Genomic DNA, 16,742 nt, shown 5'->3' on the forward strand with positions numbered 1-16,742 from the left:
GGTGCGCCCAGTGCCGGAGGCCGCGGTTTGGTGGTGGCCTGCGGCCCGGGCGTCCTCAAGCGCCGGACGGGCTGGTTCGGGTTGGGTGCACCCGGTGGGGGCTGTGGTTTGGCCTCCGGCCGGGTGTCCTCAGGCGCCGGACGGGCTGATTGTTTCGGTGTCGCGAGTGTCGGGGGCTGCGGTTTGGTGGTGGCTTGCGGCTCGGGTGTCCTCAAGCGCCGGACGGGCTGGTTCGGGTTGGGTGCACCCGGTGGGGGCTGTGGTTTGGCCTCCGGCCGGGTGTGCTCAGGCGTCGGACGGGCTGACGTGTTTGGGTGCTGCGGATGTTGGAGGCCGCGGGTTGGTGGTGGTCTCCGGCTCGGTGTGCTCAGGTGCCGGACGGGGTGGTTGTTTCGGTGTTGTGGGCTGCGGTTGGTGGCCTCTGGGGTGGTGTTTTCATGCGTTGGACCCGGTGGGGGCTGCTGTTGTGGAGGCTCTTGCCACCAGGCGGGGGGCGAAGCGGTGGTCTACGTGGGGGACGTGGTAGCCCTGGAGTTGTTGCCACATGGCTGTGGCGATCGCGGTGGACATTTGTTCTATGGGTTGTTGGATCGTGCTCAGTGGGGGGTCGCTGTGGGCGGCCAGGTATGAGTCGTCGTAGCCGACTACCGAGACGTCGGTCGGGACGTGGCGGCCGGATTCTCGGGCGGCGGAGATCGCGCCGAGGGCCATCAGGTCGCTGCCGGTGATGATCGCCGTGGCGCCGGCGTCCAGGAGGCGGCGGGCCGCGGCCTGGCCGCCGGTGATCGAGTAGGTGGACTCCACGTAGAGCGCGTCGTCGCAGCCGCCGAACGTCGCGGTCATCGCCGCGCGATAGCCGGCCAGGCGGTGGCGGGAGGGGCGGTAGAACTCCTCGCCGCCGGCCAGCGCGATCCGGGTGTGCCCGAGGCTGTGCAGGTGCGCCACCGCCATCGCCGCGCCGGCCGCCTCGTCCGTGGTGACCGTGGACACCGGCAGGCCCGGTACGCCGCCGTTGACCAGCACCATCGCCACGTGCTTCCCGTGCAGGTGCCAGTAGAAGCCGTGGTCGGCCTCGGGGTTCGCGTGCCGTCCGGAGACCAGGACCAGTCCCTCGATGCCACGCCGTAACAGCGTTTCGATGTAGTCCAGCTCGGTCGGTCCGTGCTTCGTGGAGCTGCCGATCAGGGCGGTCACCCCGTACTGGCTCAGCCGTGCCTCCACCGCGCCGGCCAGCAGGGCGAAGGCGGGGTTCTCCAGCTCCGGCACGATGATGCCGACGAAGGGTTGGCCGACCGGGGCCGGCGCGACCATGCCCTGCTCGCGAATCGCCGCCAGGACCCGGGTCCTGGTGTGTTCGGCGACCCCCGGTTTGTCGTTGAGGACCCGGCTGACGGTCGCCGCGCTCACCCCGATCCGGTCGGCGATCCTGCGGACCGATAGGCGGTCTGGTGTCACGCGATGGTCACCTCTCTTCGGCGGATACAGCGCACGGGGGACACGCACACGCTAGCGAAACGTGTTTCGTCGTTGCAACAAAATCTTTGAAACATGTTGCAGAGTGTTGCAGTCGTCAATGTCGAGCTTTTACGCTCCTCGGCATTCGACCTGATGAACGGCACGTTTCGGAGTCGCAAACACCATGCACCCACCGGAAACACTCTGTAACACAGTGGCACATCACGACGGTTCGCCGGGCTATGTGAGCAACCCGTCGCCGCAACCGGGCGACCGCGTCGAGCTGTTGGTGCGCGGCCGCACCGACGCCGGCACCAAGCGGGTACACGTGCGCACCAAGCTCGACGGCGAACCGGTGTTCACCGAGGCCCGGGTGGATCGGGTGGACGGCGACGAGACCTGGTGGCGGGTCGAGGTCGAGGTCGGCAGCACCGAGTTCGGCTACCGCTTCCTGCTCGACACCCCGACCGGCAACCGCTGGCTGACCGGCGCCGGCATCGCCTCGCGCGACGTGCCCGACACCGGCGACTTCACCCTCACCACCCACCCGGCGCCGCCCGCCTGGGCCGCCGACGCGGTCGTGTACCAGATCTTCCCGGACCGCTTCGCCCGCTCCGCCCGGCAGAGCGACATCCTCCCGGACTGGGCCACTCCGGCCGCCTGGGACGATCCCGTCCCGTGGGGCACCCCGGGCGCGCTCCAGCAGATCTACGGCGGCGACCTGTGGGGTGTGCTCGACCGGCTCGACCACATCCGGGGGCTGGGCGCCAACGTCCTCTACCTCACCCCGTTCTTCCCGGCCCGCTCCAACCACCGCTACGACGCGACCACCTTCGACCGGGTCGACCCGCTGCTCGGCGGCGACGAGGCGCTGCGGGCGCTGACCGCCGAGGCGCACCGGCGCGGCATGCGGGTGATCGGCGACCTGACGCTCAATCACTCCGGGGACGGGCACGAGTGGTTCCGGCGCGGACAGGCCGAACCGGACTCCGCCGAGGCGGGTTTCTACTACTTCGACGGCGCGGATCGAGGCCGCTACGCCTCGTTCTGTGGGGTCGATACGCTGCCGAAGTTCGACCACGCCTCCGCCGAGCTGCGGGCGCGGTTGTACGAAGGTGCGGGTTCCGTGGTGGCCCGCTACCCGCGGGACTTCGGCCTGGACGGCTGGCGGATCGACGTCGCCCAGTCGGCCGGCCGCCATGGCACCCAGGACCGCAACGCCGAAGTGGCCCGCGCCACCCGCGCCACGCTGAACGCCGCCGCGCCGGACACGCTGCTCTTGGCCGAGCACCAGCACGACGCCTCCGCGTCGCTGCGCGGCGACGGCTGGCAGGGCACGATGGCCTACTCCGGCTTCACCCGGCCGGTCTGGGGGTGGCTCGCCGACGCGCCGCTCACCGAGTTCTGGGGCGTGCCCGGGCCGATCCCGGGCTACGGCGGCGCCGATCTGGCCGCCGTCATGCGGGACTTCGCCGCCCTGCTGCCCTGGCGCTCGTACACCCACAACCTGACCCTGCTCGACTCGCACGACACCCAGCGCTTCCGCTCGATGGCCGGCCGCGAACGCCAACACCTGGGCGCCGCACTGCTGTTCACCCTGCCGGGCCTGCCGATGGTGTTCGCCGGCGACGAGGTCGGCGTGGAAGGGGTGCATCTGGAGGACGGCCGCCGGCCGTTCCCGTGGGACCCCGCGCGCTGGGACCACGACACCCACCGCGTCTACCGCGACCTGATCGCGCTGCGGCGCGGACACCGGGCCCTGCGCGAGGGCGGCCTGCGCTGGCTGCACTGCGCCGCCGACACCGTGTTGTTCGAGCGGTGGTTGCCCGAGGAGACGCTGCTCGTCCAGGTCGACCGCGCCTCGCACACCCCGGTCGCCGCCCCGGTCGCCGCGCGGAGCCTGACCGGCGGACCCGACCTGCGCCCCGGCGAGCCGATGCCCGCCGACGGACCGGCCTTCCACGTCTGGCGGGTGGAGCGCCCGTGACCCGAACCGAGCCTTTTGCCCCCGCCCCCACCCCGGGAGAGTCACCCCGCATGTCCCTGCCCCCGAACACCGGCGGCGTGATCGAGACGTTGTCGAACGTGCGCTCGACGCACCTGGACAACGTCCGCGACGTCCACGTGTACCTGCCGCCCGGCTACGACCGGCAGGCCGGACCGTACCCCGTGGTCTGGCTGCACGACGGGCAACACGTGTTCGCCCGCACCGGCCTGGAACCCAGTTGGCGGGTCGAGGAGACCCTGGACCGGCTGATCGCCGCCGGCCTGCTGCCGCCGCTGATCGCGGTGGCCGTGGACAACGGACGCGACGACCGCGGCGCCGAGTACAGCCACTACGTGCCCTACCCGCGCGATCCGCGCGCGTTGTCCCGGGGCGAGTCGTACGAGCGTTTCCTGATCGAGGAACTGCGCCCGCTGATCGCGGACCGGTACCCGATCACCGACGACCCGGCGCACACCGCCGTGCTCGGCTCCTCGATGGGCGGCCTGGTCAGCTACCACCTGGCGTTTCGCCGCCCCGACGTGTTCGGCCTGGCCGGAGTGCTCTCGCCGTTCCTGGTCTTCGTCGACCCGATCACCCTCGCCGAGACACCGGTGCACCACCGGCAGACCGCGCGCGGCCCGGCCCGGATCTGGATCGACATCGGCGGCATGGAGGGCCTGATCACCGTGCGGCACACCCGCGACCTGGTCGACCACCTCGTCACCGATCTCGGCTACGCGCCGGACCGCGAGGTGCGCTTCCACGAGGATCCGCAGGCGCCGCACCACGAGAGCGCCTGGGCCCGGCGGGTGGGCAGCGCGCTGCTGCACCTGTTCGGCGACGCCGACCTCCCGCTGGTCGAACTGACCATGCCCGAGCGGCCCGCGGTGGCCACCGGACAGGCCGACGTGAGTGTGGCGCCGGTGGGCGTGCGCGCCGACGGCTGCACCTACTCGGTGCTGGACGCCGCGCTCTCCTGGACCCCCGCCGACGCGCTGCGCCCGCTCGGCCTGGCCCGGGTCACCCCCGGCCGGCCCGGGCCCGTCGCGCTGACCGCGACGGCCGGCGGCCATACCGCCGAGGGCACGTTGGAGGTGGTCGAGGGCGGCGCCGACGCGCTGTTGGAGGTCACCGTGACCACCGCCGCCGACCTGCCCGCCGACGAGACCGTGTACTACTCCGGCCTGGTCACCACCCGCGTCGCCGCCGGCGTCCACCACGGCACCTGGCGGCTGCCGCGCGGGGTGGGCCTGAACGGCGCGGTCGGGCGCGGCTGGCGCTGCGACGGCCTCGCCGAGGACGGCACCCCGATCCGCGACCCCTTCCACCACGACGGCGACCGCCGGCTCACCGTGCACGTCCCCGCCTGGACCGACCCGAACGCGCGGACCCCCGCGACGCCCGCCGCCGACCCCGCGCCCGAAACCGACGCGACCGCACCCATCGAGGAGACCCCGTGAGACCACGACTGCTGCTCCCGGCCGTGCTCGCCGCCGCCACGCTGCTCGTCACCGCGTGCGCCGGCGGGGGCGGCGACAAGGGCGACGACAAGACCGCCCCGCCCGCCTCGGCCCCGGCGGCCGGCAACGGCTCGCTGACCGTCTGGGCCGACGACGCCCGGGCCAAGCCGCTCCAGGACATCGCCGCCGCGTTCACCCGGGACAAGGGCGTCAAGGTCAAGGTCGTGCAGAAGGGCCTGGGCGAGATCCGCGACGACTTCGTCTCCCAGGCCCCCACCGGCCAGGGCCCCGACGTGGTCGTCGGACCGCACGACTGGCTCGGCAAACTCGTCCACAACGGGGTGCTCGCACCGCTCGAACTCGGCGACCGCGCCGCCGCGTTCTCCCCCGTCGCGCTGGAGGCGATGCGCTACGAGGGCCGTACGTACGGACTGCCGTACGCCGTCGACAGCATCGCCCTCCTGCGCAACACCGAACTGGCCCCGCAGGCTCCGGCCTCGTTCGACGAACTGCTCGCCACCGGACGCCGGTTGGTCGAGCAGGGCCGGGCCGAGCTGCCGGTGGCGGTACCGGTCGACGCCAAGAGCGGGTCGCCGTACCACCTGTACCCGCTGCAGACCTCGTTCGGCTGCCAGGTCTTCGGCACCAAGCCCGACGGCGCCTACGACCGGACCAGGCTCGAACTGGACGGCCCCGGCTGTCAGCGCTTCGGCCCGTGGCTGCGCGGCCTGGGCAAGGACGGCGTGCTCTCCACCTCGCTCACCGCCGACATCGCCACCGACGCCTTCCTCAAGGGCAAGACCCCGTTCCTGCTCGCCGGCCCCTGGGACGCGGCGACCTTCCGCGCCGCACACGTGCCCTTCGCGGTCGACCCGGTGCCCAGCGCCGACGGCTCCCCGGCCCGGCCGTTCGTCGGCGTCCAGGGCTTCTTCGTCGGCGCCAAGTCGGCGAATCCGATCCTGGCCCAGGACTTCGTCCTCAACTACCTCTCCACCCCGCAGGCGCAGCGTGCCCTGTACGACACCGGCGGCCGGGTCCCGGCGACCACCGCCGTGCTCGACCAGGTCAAGGACGATCCCGTGGTGGCCGGTTTCGCCCGCGCCGCCCAGGCGGGCATGCCGACGCCGAACCTGCCCGCGATGGACAGCGTGTGGGCCGACTGGGGCCTGACCCAACTGGCCATCATCCAGGGACACGGCGACCCGGGGGAGCTGACCGGCGCGATGGCCGGACGCATCCGCGCCAAGATCGCCGCCGGCTGAGCCGGAGCGACGAGGAGAGACCGAGACCGTGACCCAGACCCTGCCCACCCAGCCGCCGCGCACCCCACCGGGCCGGCGACCCCCGGCCGACCCCGGCCACCCCCCGGCCCACCGCGGCCTCGTCGGCCTCGCCGTGCGGATCGTCCTGCTCGCCGTCGTCGACGCCCTCGCGGTCTACGGGCTCCTCGCACTGGCCGCGCAGCACAAGTGGGGGATGTTCGGCGCCCTGCTCGTGGGCACGGTCGCGGTCAACGTGATCTACGCCGGCAAACGCCACGTGCCGGCCAAATACCTCGCCCCCGGCGTCGCGTTGCTGCTCGTGTACCAGGTGTACGTGGTGTTCTACACCGGGTTCGCCGCCTTCACGAACTATGGCGACGGCCACAACAGCGACAAGCCCGACGCCGTCGCGGCGATCCTCGCGCACAGCGAGACCCGCGTACCCGACTCGCCGGTCCGCCCGGCCACGGTCGTCGCCCGCGGCGACCGGGTCGGCCTGCTGGTGACCCTGCCCGACCGGGGTGTCCGCCTCGGTTGGGCGGGGCACCCGCTGGAGCCCGTCGCGGACCCGGTGTACGACTCCGTCGGCCGCGCGGTCGCCGCGCCCGGCTGGCACCGGCTGAGCTACGCGCAGATCGCGAGTCGGCAGAAGGAGATCAGCGAACTGCGGGTGCCCGCGAGCGAGGACCCGAACAGCGGCAGCCTGCGCACCGCCGACGGGATCAGCGCCGCCGCCTACCGATCCACGCTCGACTACGACCGCGGCGCCGACACCATCACCGACCGGAGCACCGGGAAGGTCTATCGACCCACCTCCGACGGCGTCTTCGCCGCCGCCGACGGCACCAGGCTCAGTCCGGGCTGGAAGGTCCTCGTCGGCCTGGACAACTTCGAGAAGATCCTCACCGACCGCGACATCCGCGGACCCTTCCTCGGCGTGCTGGTGTGGACGTTCGTCTTCGCCGGCATCTCGGTCGCGGTGCCGTTCGCCATCGGGCTGGTCCTGGCCGCGGTCCTCGACGGCAAACGGCTGCGCGGACACCGGATCTACCGCTCGCTGATCATGCTGCCCTACGCCTTCCCGGCGTTCCTGGCCGCACTGGTCTGGCAGGGCCTGCTCAACACCGACTACGGCTACGTCAACGTCTCGCTCCTGGACGGCGCGCACATCCCGTGGCTCACCGATCCATGGCTGGCCCGGCTCAGCGTGCTCGCGGTCAACGTGTGGATCAGCTTCCCGTACATGTTCCTGATCTGTACCGGCGCGCTCCAGGCCATCCCCGCCGAGGTCACCGAGGCGGCGCGGATCGACGGCGCGAGGCGCGGGCAGATCCTGCGGCACATCAAACTGCCGCTCCTGCTCACCGCCGTCACCCCGATGCTCATCGCGACCTTCGCCTTCAACTTCAACAACTTCAACGTCATCTACATGCTCACCGGCGGCGGTCCCAAGGATCCCGACGCGCCGATCGAGGTCGGCTCCACCGACCTGCTGATCTCGCTGGTGTACAAACTCGCCTTCGGCGGCAGCAATCGCCAATACGGCATGGCCTGCGCCGTGTCGATCCTGATCTTCGTGGTGGTCGCCGCGATCTCCGTCGTCGGCCTGCGCCGCAGCCGCGCGTTCGAGGAGTCCTGATGATCCGTTGGTTCGCGCGCACCGGATGGCGGCACCTGATCGGGGTGCTCGCGGTCGTGGTGGCCGTCTTCCCCCTGGTGTTCGTGTTGTCCGCGTCGCTGAACCCCAGCGGCACCCTGACCGGATCCAACGAACTGTTCTCGGACAGCACCGACGCGCACTACCGGGAACTGTTCGACGACCCGCTGCACCCGTTCGGCAAGTGGTTCCTGAACTCGATGGCGGTCGGACTGGCCACCGCGATCGGGTCGGTGTTCCTGGGCGCGTGCGCCGGCTACGCCTTCTCGCGCTTTCGGTTCCGGGGGCGCAAGGCGGGGCTGACCACGCTGCTCCTGGTCCAGATGTTCCCCCAACTGCTGGCGTACGTCGCGCTGTTCCTGCTCCTGTCCAGCTTCGACGACGTGTTCCCGGCGATCGGCCTGGGCAGCCGGCTGGGCCTGGTGATGATCTACCTCGGCGGCGCGCTCGGGGTGAACACCTACCTGATGAAGGGCTTCTTCGACACCGTGCCGCGCGACCTGGACGAGGCGGCGCGGATCGACGGGGCCTCGCACGCCCAGGTGTTCTTCCGGATCGTGCTGCCGCTGGTGGCACCGGTACTGGCCGTGGTCGCCCTGCTGTCCTTCGTGGCCACGCTCAACGACTTCGTGATCGCGAGCCTGGTCCTGAACGACCCGGACAAGCAGACCCTCGCGGTCGGGCTCTACCACTTCATCTCGTACGGAGTGGGCCGCAACTGGGGCGTGTTCGCGGCGGGTGTGCTGATCGCGGCGCTGCCGGTGCTGGTGTTGTTCCAGTTCCTGCAACGCTTCATCGTCGGCGGGTTGACGGCCGGAGCGGTGAAGAACTGACCCGGCGCGCGAGTTCATGTCGTCTCTGTGTGATTTCTCCCTCGAAGGAAGCTTTCGGATGACCGTCACGACCACGAACACCCGTACGACCACCGGCTGGTGGCGCGACTCGGTGATCTACCAGGTGTACGTGCGCAGCTTCGCGGACGGCAACGGCGACGGGATCGGCGACCTGCCCGGTGTGCGCAGCCGACTGCGCTACCTGAGCGAACTGGGTGTGGACGCCGTCTGGCTCACCCCGTTCTACGCCTCCCCGCAGGCCGACCACGGCTACGACGTGGCCGACTACCGGGCCGTCGACCCGCTGTTCGGCACGCTCCAGGACGCCGACGCGCTGCTGCGCGACGCGCACGCGCACGGCCTGCGGGTGATCGTCGACCTGGTGCCCAACCACACCTCCGAGGCGCACGCCTGGTTCGTCGAGGCGCTGGCCGGCGGCCCCGGATCGGCCGCCCGTGAGCGGTACCACTTCCGTCCCGGTCGTGGCGCCGACGGGGAACTTCCGCCCAACGACTGGGAGTCGGTGTTCGGCGGCCGGGCCTGGACCCGGGTGCCCGATGGCGAGTGGTACCTGCACCTGTTCGCCCCCGAGCAGCCCGACCTGAACTGGGAACACCCCGAGGTGCACGCCGAGTTCGAGGACGTGCTGCGTTTCTGGCTGGACCTGGGCGTGGACGGCTTCCGGATCGACGTCGCGCACGGCCTGGTCAAGGCCGAGGGCCTGCCCGACATCGGCGGCGGCGCCGGGATCGAACTGCTCGGCAGCGCCGAACTGCCGTTCTTCGACCAGGACGGGGTGCACGAGATATACCGCGGCTGGCGGCGCATCCTCGACGGATACCCCGGCGCCCGGATAGCCGTCGCCGAGGCATGGACGCCGAGTCCGGAGCGCACCGCGCGCTATGTGCGCCCGGACGAGCTGCACCAGGCGTTCAACTTCCACTATCTGGGCACCGATTGGGCCGCGCCCGCGCTGCGCGAGGTGATCGACGCCTCGCTGGCCGGCGCCGCCGGTGTCGGTGCGCCCGCGACCTGGGTGTTGTCCAACCACGACGTGCACCGCCACGTCACGCGCTACGGCGACGGGGAGACGGGGCTGCGGCGGGCCCGCGCGGCCGCGCTGTTGACGCTCGCGCTGCCCGGGTCGGTCTATGTGTACCAGGGCGAGGAACTGGGCCTGCCCGAGGTGTTGGACCTGCCGGACGAGGTGTTGCAGGACCCGAGGTGGGAGCGGTCCGGGCACGCAGAGCGGGGCCGGGACGGCTGCCGGGTGCCGCTGCCGTGGTCGGGTGGACGGGCGCCGTACGGATTCGGCGCGCCGGGCGGTGCGCCGACCTGGCTGCCGCAGCCGAGCGACTGGGCCGGGTTGAGCGTCGAGGCGCAGTGGGACGATCCCGCGTCCACGCTGTCCCTGTATCGGTCGGCGCTGGCGATCCGTCGGGCGCACCCGGACCTCGGTGACGGCGCGGAACTGCGGTGGTTGCCGTCGCCGGAGGGCACGCTGGTGTTCCGGCGCGGGGCCGGTCCGGTGTGCGCGGTGAACCTGGGCGGGGAGCCGGTGCGGCTGCCCGAGTACGGTCCGGTGTTGCTGGCGAGCGGCGAACTGCTCGGGGCCGGCGTGCTGCCGGGCGATACGGCGGTGTGGTACGCGGTGGACGGGGACTGAGCGGGGCGGTTCGGGTGTTCGGCGGGTCCGGCGGTCCGGCGGCGGCTTCCCGTTGGTGGCAGTCGCCGCCGATCGGCCGCTGTCGTGGGGCCCAAGGGTGCGGCTACAGTGGGCGGGTGGCGCAGTTCGAAGTAATCGTGGACCCGGAACGCGAAGCCTGGCTCGGGCGAATGCTCACCGAATCCAATACGGCGGTCGCACCGAATCTGGCGACCCTGCGCGGGACATCCGCCGAGAACGAGGAACCCCTCCAGCTCTACGCCCGCGACGACGACGGTGATCTCGTCGGCGGGTTGACCGGCTACACCTGGGCCTACTGGCTGCACGTGCACCTGCTGTGGGTGGACGCGCGCCTGCGCGGCGCCGGGTTGGGTTCGGAACTCCTGGAGCGGGCGGAGAAGATCGCGTCGGCCGAGCGGGAGTGTCGGCACGCGCGACTGGAGACCTGGGACTTCCAGGCTCCGGACTTCTACCGCAAGCACGGCTACGAACACGTGGGCACCGTACGGGACTACCCGCCGGGCAGTGTCGAGTACATCTTCGTCAAACGCCTCGGCTGAGCGGCGTCGGGTCGGCGGGTGTCGCTCGGCTGACGGGTGCCGCCATCGCTACCGCGGTGTCCAGGAGTTCGAGCAGCGTGCCGGAGAAGTCGGGCAGCAGTCGTACGGCCACCGTCCAGGCCTCCGGGTCCGTGCCCAGGCGGGCCCGGAGGCGACGCGGTCGCAGTTCGTCGGGCAGTCGCCACGGGTCGAGCGCGGGTCGGCGGTCGGCCGGCGCCTCGATGATCGCCGAGCCGGCCAGGAGGTCGAACGCGACGCGGGCCGGGCGGCATGTGCGCACGACGTCCTCGACGGTCAACGCGCCGCGATCCAGGGCGGCCCACACCCACGCGCGCACATGTTGCGGCTGCTCGGGCGCGAAAGCCAGCCCGGCGAGCAGGAGTTCGCGCGGGCAGTCCGGGTGCGCGACGACCGCGTCCCGGACCTGATCCGGCCAGGGGTCGCGGGTCAGCGTCTCGATCAGCGTGTCCCAGGGCGGTGGCCCGCACTCGGCGAGGACGAGGTCGGCGGCATGGGCCGGGCCGCGCAGGGCCGTGACGATCGCCGCCGGTGTGGTCACCTCGGCCAGCCGGGCGTGCAGGATGGCCGGGCCGTCGACGTCGTCGAGGGCGGCGCGGGCGAGCTTGACGGTCTCGGCCGGGAAGGGGTTGCGCGAGTCCTCCAGGCCGTGGCGGGTGGCCTCGTCGATCAGGGCACGCACGCCGTCGGGGCCGGCGTCCCGCCACCGGTCGAGCAACGCGCGCAGCCGACCGGCTTCGGTGTGGAGGGCACGTCGACGCAGGACGATCCGCGCGACGCGGGGGTCGTCCGAGGCGGGGGCGACGTCGACGGCGAGCCGGCTGTTGGGCCCTTCGTCGCGTTCGAGGCAGCCGAGCAGGGCGGAGGCGAGCGGGACCGTCCCGGGGCGACCCGTACGGTCCGCGCCGGACAGCAGGCGGGTCACCATCGTGTCGTCCAGCCGGGCGCGGTGGAACAGCAGGGCGTTCACCGCGGGGTCGTCGAGATCCAGTAACTCGGCGACGGTCTCCGGGGGTTGCTCGGCGGAGACGGCCAGGATCAGGTTCGCGGCGGGCCCGTGCACGGCCCGGAGGCGCTCGCGCAACGCGCGGTCGGGCGGGGCGGCGGTCAGCAGCGGACGCAGTGCGGGCGGGTCGAGCAGGGCCACCAGCGCGTGTTGTTGCGCACTGCTCGCGCAGCGGAACAGCAGGATGCGGGCGGGGTCGCCGCCGGAGGGGCGGGTTCGTGCCCGGTTCGGGGCGAAGCCGGCCAGGGCCGTAGCGACGAGGGCGGCCGGGGTGCCGGGGAAGCGCGGGAGTTCGGCGAGGACGGTGGACCACGCGTCGGCGTCGGTGCCCAGGGGGGCGAGGAGTTCGCGCACGGCGGCGTGCACGGCGGGGTCCTCGTCGGGCAGGGCCAGGAGCACCGCTACGGCCGGTCCGGCCTCGTCGAGCAGCGCGGACGCGGTGAATCGGCCGCGGCGCAGGCCGCGGCGCAGGAGCGGGGTCCATTCCCATTCGTCGTGGTCGAGGTCGTGGTCCCGCTCGTGTTCCCGCTCGTGGTCGAAGTTTCGGCCCGAGCCCGCCGGGGCGGTCGCGGGGAGGCGGAAGGCGCGGGCGCGCAGGGTGGGGCGGGCGGATCGCCCGCCGTCCCGGACGATCTCGTCGGGACAGTCGGCCCATCGGGCGAGGACCGCGGTCACCGACGACGGGAAGGGTTTGCGCAGGTGCTCCTCGCGCGCGGCGGACCAGTCGGGCGGGACCGGGACGGGGCCCTTGGCGCGGCGGATGCGCAGGAGCAACAGGTCGGTGGGGGAGGAGAGTTGCCGGCCCTCGGCGGCGGCCGGGTCGTCGAGGCGGTCGAGCAGGTCGCCGTGGTCGAGGTCGCCGGCCGCCCGGCGGAAGCGGGCGAACGCGGACGCGTCGAGGAGGGAGCGCAGCGCGCGGTGGCGTTCGGCGACCACGGCCGGGGGGAGGTCGGGGCCGAGTTCGAGCAGGGCGTGTGCGACCAGTTCGCCGAAGGGGGCCCATAACGCCGGTTCGAGGAGCCGTTCGTGATGCCGGGTCAGCAGCCAGGGCACGAAGCCGTGCGGCGCGCGCCAGTCGGGATCCGCGGGATCGGCGGCGGCGAGTACGGCGCGCCGGAGCACGACCGCGTGCCGCTCGGGGTTGGTGGGCCGGTACAGGGTGCGGGCCAGGGCGGGGCGGCCGAGTCGGGCCAGGCGCAGCAGAGTGTCGTGGTCCAGTCCGGGGTTCCCGGCCAACGCCCGGAGCAGGTCCGTGTCGTCGGTCTCGAACACGACCTCGATCAGGGCACGCGGCAGCGACCGGGCACGGCGCAGGGCCAGGAGGCCGGAGCCGCCCAGTCGCCGGAGCAGTGCGCCGGATCGGCCCCGACCGACGTTTCGGAGCGCCACCATGGCGGCGGTTCCGGGTGTGCCGGTCTCGTGCATGCGGGGCCTCCTGGGGGCGCTGGTGCGGCCCTGGGGACATTACGCGATGGGTTGATGTTCCGGTTCGGGGTGGGGTGTTGGTGCTTGGGAGGTCTTCTCGGCCGGGCGGGTGGACGCGCGGCGCCGGCGGCGGTACAGGAGCCGGGCGGTGATCAGCGCGAGGAGGGCGGCCGCGGTGGCCACCGCGCTCCAGGGGATGGCGCGAACGCTGGTGTGGGCGTGGGTGGTCGGGCCCGTGTCGGGGGAGCCGCCGGGGACGGGTGTGGGGTGCAGGGCGAGGTCGACGTCGAGACGGAACGCCTGGGTCACGCCGGATACGCGCACGGTTCGGGTGAGCGAGGCGCCGGGCAGCAACTCCGGGAGCGGGTCGAGCCTTTGGTGGGTGCCGGTCAGTCCCCAGGGACCGCGGACGGTCAGGTCGGGGCGGGCGCCCAGGCGGATGTTGCCGCTGTTGCGGACGGTGTAGGTGACGTTCAGGGCGCCGTCGAGGGGGTCGAGCGAGGTGCGAATGCTCGCGCTGAGGCCGCCGGAGGTGAGCGCGGGGCGCAGCGGGCCGTCGACGCGCAGGTACATCCGGGTGCCCACGCGGCGGTCGACCACGACCCGGTTGCCGGCCTGGTCCCGGCCGGGGCCGGCCAGGGAGGCGACGATGCCGCCCGCGTGGTCGCCGGGGGAGGCGTCGGCGGGGACGGCGAGCTCGAACGGCACGTCGCTGCGGGTGTGCGGCGGCACGGTGATCCGGCTCTCCTTGAGCCGGATCCACGCGCCGACGTCGGCGGCGGGGCGGCCGCCGGCGAGGAGGTCGAAGCCGCCGGAGGCGGTGGTGAAGGCGTCCTGCGCGTAGAGGTCGACGGTGAGGGGCTCGTCGCCCACGTTGGTGACGGCGACGTAGTCGACCTGGCGGGCACCGGGGGCGAGGGCGTACCGGAAGGCCGGACGGTCGTCGGGCCCGTGCTCGGTGGAGGGCTGGACGGACCAGGTGGCGGGCGGGGGCGCGGCGTCGGTGGCCGCGGGTGCCGTCGTGGCGGCGGCGGTGGGGGTGAACAGGCAGGCGACGGTCGCGGCGACGCCGGCGAGGGAGGTGACGGCTCGGCGGAAGCGGCGCGTCGGGCGGTGGGGCATGAGGTTCCGTTCGGGGCCCGGGGGTGGGGCGGCCGGCTACGCGGCCCGTGACGCACGTGCGTTTCGCGACCGGGCGTGGCCGCCTCGCCTCGTGGCGCCCGGGTGCCGGGTGGCCGTGGGCGGCGCGGGGTCGGTGTGCCCCGCGCCGCCTTGGTGGGTTCGGGTCCTGCCGGTCAGATCGCGGTGACCGTCAGGGTGGCGCTGTACGTGCCGGGGGCCGTGGTGGTGGGCAGGTTCAGGCTCAGGTCGGCGCCCAGGACGGCGGTGCCCCGGCCGTGGCCCGCCTCGGCGCGGCCGAGGGTGCGGGTGGTCTTGACGCCGCCGTCGGCGGCCGGGGCGATCGGGGTGCCGGCCGTGACCTGCTGGCCGTCACCCGCCTTGACCACCTTCGGGGTCCAGCCGAGGGCCGAGCCGTCGAAGCCCGTGCCGCCCTGGGCGGTGGTGAAGTCGGTGACCTGGCCGCTGACGTTCCAGCCCGGGTCGGCCGCGCGCAGGTCGGTGACCTGCACGGTGTTCAGCGCGCCGGAGGTGGCCAGTCGGTCGCCGGAGGCGGTGAGTTCGGGGGCGGGCAGGGTCACGGTGCCGCCGGCCGCGGTCATGGTCAGGGCGCCGGTGCTCTTGACCGTGGTGGTGATGATCTGGCTGCCCGACAGCGGGTCGCCGCCGCCCGGCGTGGTGCTGCCGCTCGCGGTGAGCGTGACCTGGTCGACCGCCCAGAAGCGGCTGTTGGTGCCGGTGTAGCGGAAGCGGACCTGTGCCGTTTTGGCGTCGGCGGGCACGTCGAGGGTGAGGCGTTCGACCTGGTTGGTGTCCGCGCGGTAGGACTTGACGAGCTTGGGCTCGCCGCCGTCCCAGGACACGTACACGTCACCCGTCTGCGGGCCGTCCACCTGGTAGTCGGTGACGTAGCTCAGGTCGACCTTCGCCTTGCCCTGGACCGGGTGGGCCGGGGAGACCAGGGTCGAGTCGAACTGCCCCGCCGCGTGCGCCTTGTCGTCCCACTCGTCGGAGTCGGCGACGGCGAACACGTTGCGGCTGCGGACGTTGCCCTCGCGGGCCTGGCCGCCCTCGGCGCGGGTGAAGAACTCGTCGGTGGCGAACGACCATCCGCGCCATTCGGTCATGCCGCCGGTGGGCATCGCGGAGTTGTCGATGGACCAGCCGTCGGGCGCGGTGTGCGTGAAGCCCTTGACGCCGGCGGGGATGCCGGTCTCGTCGACCCGCTCGGACAGGGTCGGCCGCAGGGTGTCGAAGGCGTCCGGCTTGATCTCGTCGATCGGCTGCCCGTCCAGGCCCCACGCGGGGTCGATGCGGACGCCCTCGTGCTTGAGCACGGTCGGCGCGATGTCGACCAGGCGCACGTCGTGGCGCACGGTGCCGGCGGGCAGGCCGGCGCCGTTGGCGATGACGAAGGTCTGCCGCTCCTGCGGGGTCGCGCCGCCGTGGCCGCCGGAGTCGGTGTGGCCGTGGTCGGCGGTGACCAGAACCAGCCAGTCCTCCTGGGCGTACGTCGGGCGGGCGCGCAGCGCGTCCAGCACCTTGCCCACGCGCGTGTCGGCGTCCTTGACGGCCTTGGCGTATTCGGGACTGGTGCCGCCGTTGTTGTGGCCGGCGCCGTCGACCGCGTCCAGGTGCATGAACGCGGTGTCGGGGTTGCCGGTGGACAGGTACCGCGCGGTGGTGTCGGCGGCGACGTCGTCGTTCTCGCCGGTGGGCACGCGCACGTCGACCTTCGGCGAGAAGATCGTGGACGCGATCGGCTCCCACGCGCCGACCACGAGGGTCGAGGCGGTCGGGTCGGCGGTCTCCAGACGGGTCGCGAAGTCGGGGTACTTGTCGTACCGGGAACCCGCGAACGTGTTGTCGTGCACGCCGTGCTTGTCGGGCCATACGCCGGTGGCGATGGTCGACCAGCCGGGGCCGGAGACGGTGGGCGCGAACGGCTGGGCGTACAGGTTGCTCGGCGCACTCACGCCGCCGGCCATGAGCGCCTTCAGGTTGGGCGCGTCACCGCTCTGCAGCTTGTCGAAGCGCAGTCCGTCGATGCCGATGACCAGCGTCTTCGCCTTCTTGGTGCCGTTGGGCAACGGCGGCGTCGAGTCGCCGGCGGCGGGGGACGCGGCGAATGCGGCGCCGGCCAGGGCGAGCGGGACGGCGAACGCGGCGACCGCGGTCGCCGCGAGGCCGCGCCGGGCGCGAATGGATCCGTACACTGCGATAACTCCCTCGGTGGATGAACCGGAGTGGGGTCGGTCCGAGGCGGGCGCAATCCGCCGCGGACCCGCCGGGCC

General features: G+C 72.8%; 11 protein-coding genes. 7 read left to right on the forward strand and 4 right to left on the reverse strand.

Going from position 1 to position 16,742, the window contains the following annotated elements; all coding sequences use genetic code 11:
• Positions 1-435: 435 nt before the first annotated feature.
• Positions 436-1,455, reverse strand: coding sequence for a LacI family DNA-binding transcriptional regulator (locus tag EMA17_RS21725; protein WP_126638744.1), 1,020 nt, complete (start codon positions 1,453-1,455; stop codon positions 436-438).
• 214 nt (positions 1,456-1,669) lie between these two features.
• Here EMA17_RS21725 and EMA17_RS21730 point away from each other — a divergent pair, with 214 nt between their 5' ends.
• The 7 genes from EMA17_RS21730 (at position 1,670) to EMA17_RS21760 (ending at position 10,880) form a co-directional block, all read left to right on the forward strand.
• On the forward strand, positions 1,670-3,442 hold the full coding sequence (locus EMA17_RS21730; protein WP_126638745.1) for a glycoside hydrolase family 13 protein: 1,773 nt from the start codon (positions 1,670-1,672) through the stop codon (positions 3,440-3,442).
• Between the two features lie 50 nt (positions 3,443-3,492).
• On the forward strand, positions 3,493-4,902 hold the full coding sequence (locus EMA17_RS21735; RefSeq protein ID WP_126638746.1) for an alpha/beta hydrolase-fold protein: 1,410 nt from the start codon (positions 3,493-3,495) through the stop codon (positions 4,900-4,902).
• Positions 4,899-6,164, forward strand: coding sequence for a sugar ABC transporter substrate-binding protein (locus EMA17_RS21740; protein WP_126638747.1), 1,266 nt, complete (start codon positions 4,899-4,901; stop codon positions 6,162-6,164). The genes EMA17_RS21735 and EMA17_RS21740 overlap by 4 nt, the downstream gene beginning before the upstream one ends.
• A 28-nt stretch (positions 6,165-6,192) precedes the next feature.
• A complete protein-coding gene (locus tag EMA17_RS21745) occupies positions 6,193-7,803 on the forward strand; it encodes an ABC transporter permease subunit (protein ID WP_126638748.1) in 1,611 nt (536 codons plus the stop codon).
• Positions 7,803-8,654 (forward strand): sugar ABC transporter permease, encoded by an 852-nt coding sequence (locus EMA17_RS21750; protein WP_126638749.1) that lies wholly within the window; start codon positions 7,803-7,805, stop codon positions 8,652-8,654. The genes EMA17_RS21745 and EMA17_RS21750 overlap by 1 nt, the downstream gene beginning before the upstream one ends.
• Positions 8,655-8,712: 58 nt before the next feature.
• The gene (locus EMA17_RS21755) at positions 8,713-10,320 is read left to right on the forward strand and encodes a glycoside hydrolase family 13 protein (protein WP_126638750.1); all 1,608 of its coding nucleotides are present in this window, start codon (positions 8,713-8,715) and stop codon (positions 10,318-10,320) included.
• 116 nt (positions 10,321-10,436) lie between these two features.
• Positions 10,437-10,880 carry a GNAT family N-acetyltransferase gene (locus tag EMA17_RS21760; protein WP_371863025.1) on the forward strand — a complete coding sequence of 148 codons (444 nt, stop codon included), beginning with the start codon at positions 10,437-10,439 and terminating at the stop codon, positions 10,878-10,880.
• Here EMA17_RS21760 and EMA17_RS21765 read toward each other — a convergent pair.
• The 3 genes from EMA17_RS21765 to EMA17_RS21775 all read right to left on the reverse strand — a co-directional run bounded on the left by EMA17_RS21765 (position 10,864) and on the right by EMA17_RS21775 (position 16,664).
• Positions 10,864-13,329 (reverse strand): hypothetical protein, encoded by a 2,466-nt coding sequence (locus EMA17_RS21765; protein WP_126638751.1) that lies wholly within the window; start codon positions 13,327-13,329, stop codon positions 10,864-10,866. The two genes, EMA17_RS21760 and EMA17_RS21765, sit on opposite strands and share 17 nt — an antisense overlap.
• Positions 13,330-13,368: 39 nt before the next feature.
• The gene (locus EMA17_RS21770; RefSeq protein ID WP_126638752.1) at positions 13,369-14,451 is read right to left on the reverse strand and encodes a WxL protein peptidoglycan domain-containing protein; all 1,083 of its coding nucleotides are present in this window, start codon (positions 14,449-14,451) and stop codon (positions 13,369-13,371) included.
• Positions 14,452-14,624: 173 nt separating this feature from the next.
• A complete protein-coding gene (locus EMA17_RS21775; protein WP_246126810.1) occupies positions 14,625-16,664 on the reverse strand; it encodes an alkaline phosphatase family protein in 2,040 nt (679 codons plus the stop codon).
• Positions 16,665-16,742: the final 78 nt, after the last annotated feature.

The organism is Embleya hyalina (assembly GCF_003967355.1).
GTDB lineage: Bacteria > Actinomycetota > Actinomycetes > Streptomycetales > Streptomycetaceae > Embleya > Embleya hyalina.

What these genes read in the sequence shown, in the direction of transcription:
- EMA17_RS21735 (WP_126638746.1), top strand. Translation starts at nt 3,493, where the DNA reads ATGTCCCTGCCCCCGAACACCGGCGGCGTGATCGAGACGTTGTCGAAC.
- EMA17_RS21750 (WP_126638749.1), top strand. Translation starts at nt 7,803, where the DNA reads ATGATCCGTTGGTTCGCGCGCACCGGATGGCGGCACCTGATCGGGGTG.
- EMA17_RS21755 (WP_126638750.1), top strand. Translation starts at nt 8,713, where the DNA reads ATGACCGTCACGACCACGAACACCCGTACGACCACCGGCTGGTGGCGC.
- EMA17_RS21765 (WP_126638751.1), bottom strand. Translation starts at nt 13,329, where the DNA reads ATGCACGAGACCGGCACACCCGGAACCGCCGCCATGGTGGCGCTCCGA.
- EMA17_RS21770 (WP_126638752.1), bottom strand. Translation starts at nt 14,451, where the DNA reads ATGCCCCACCGCCCGACGCGCCGCTTCCGCCGAGCCGTCACCTCCCTC.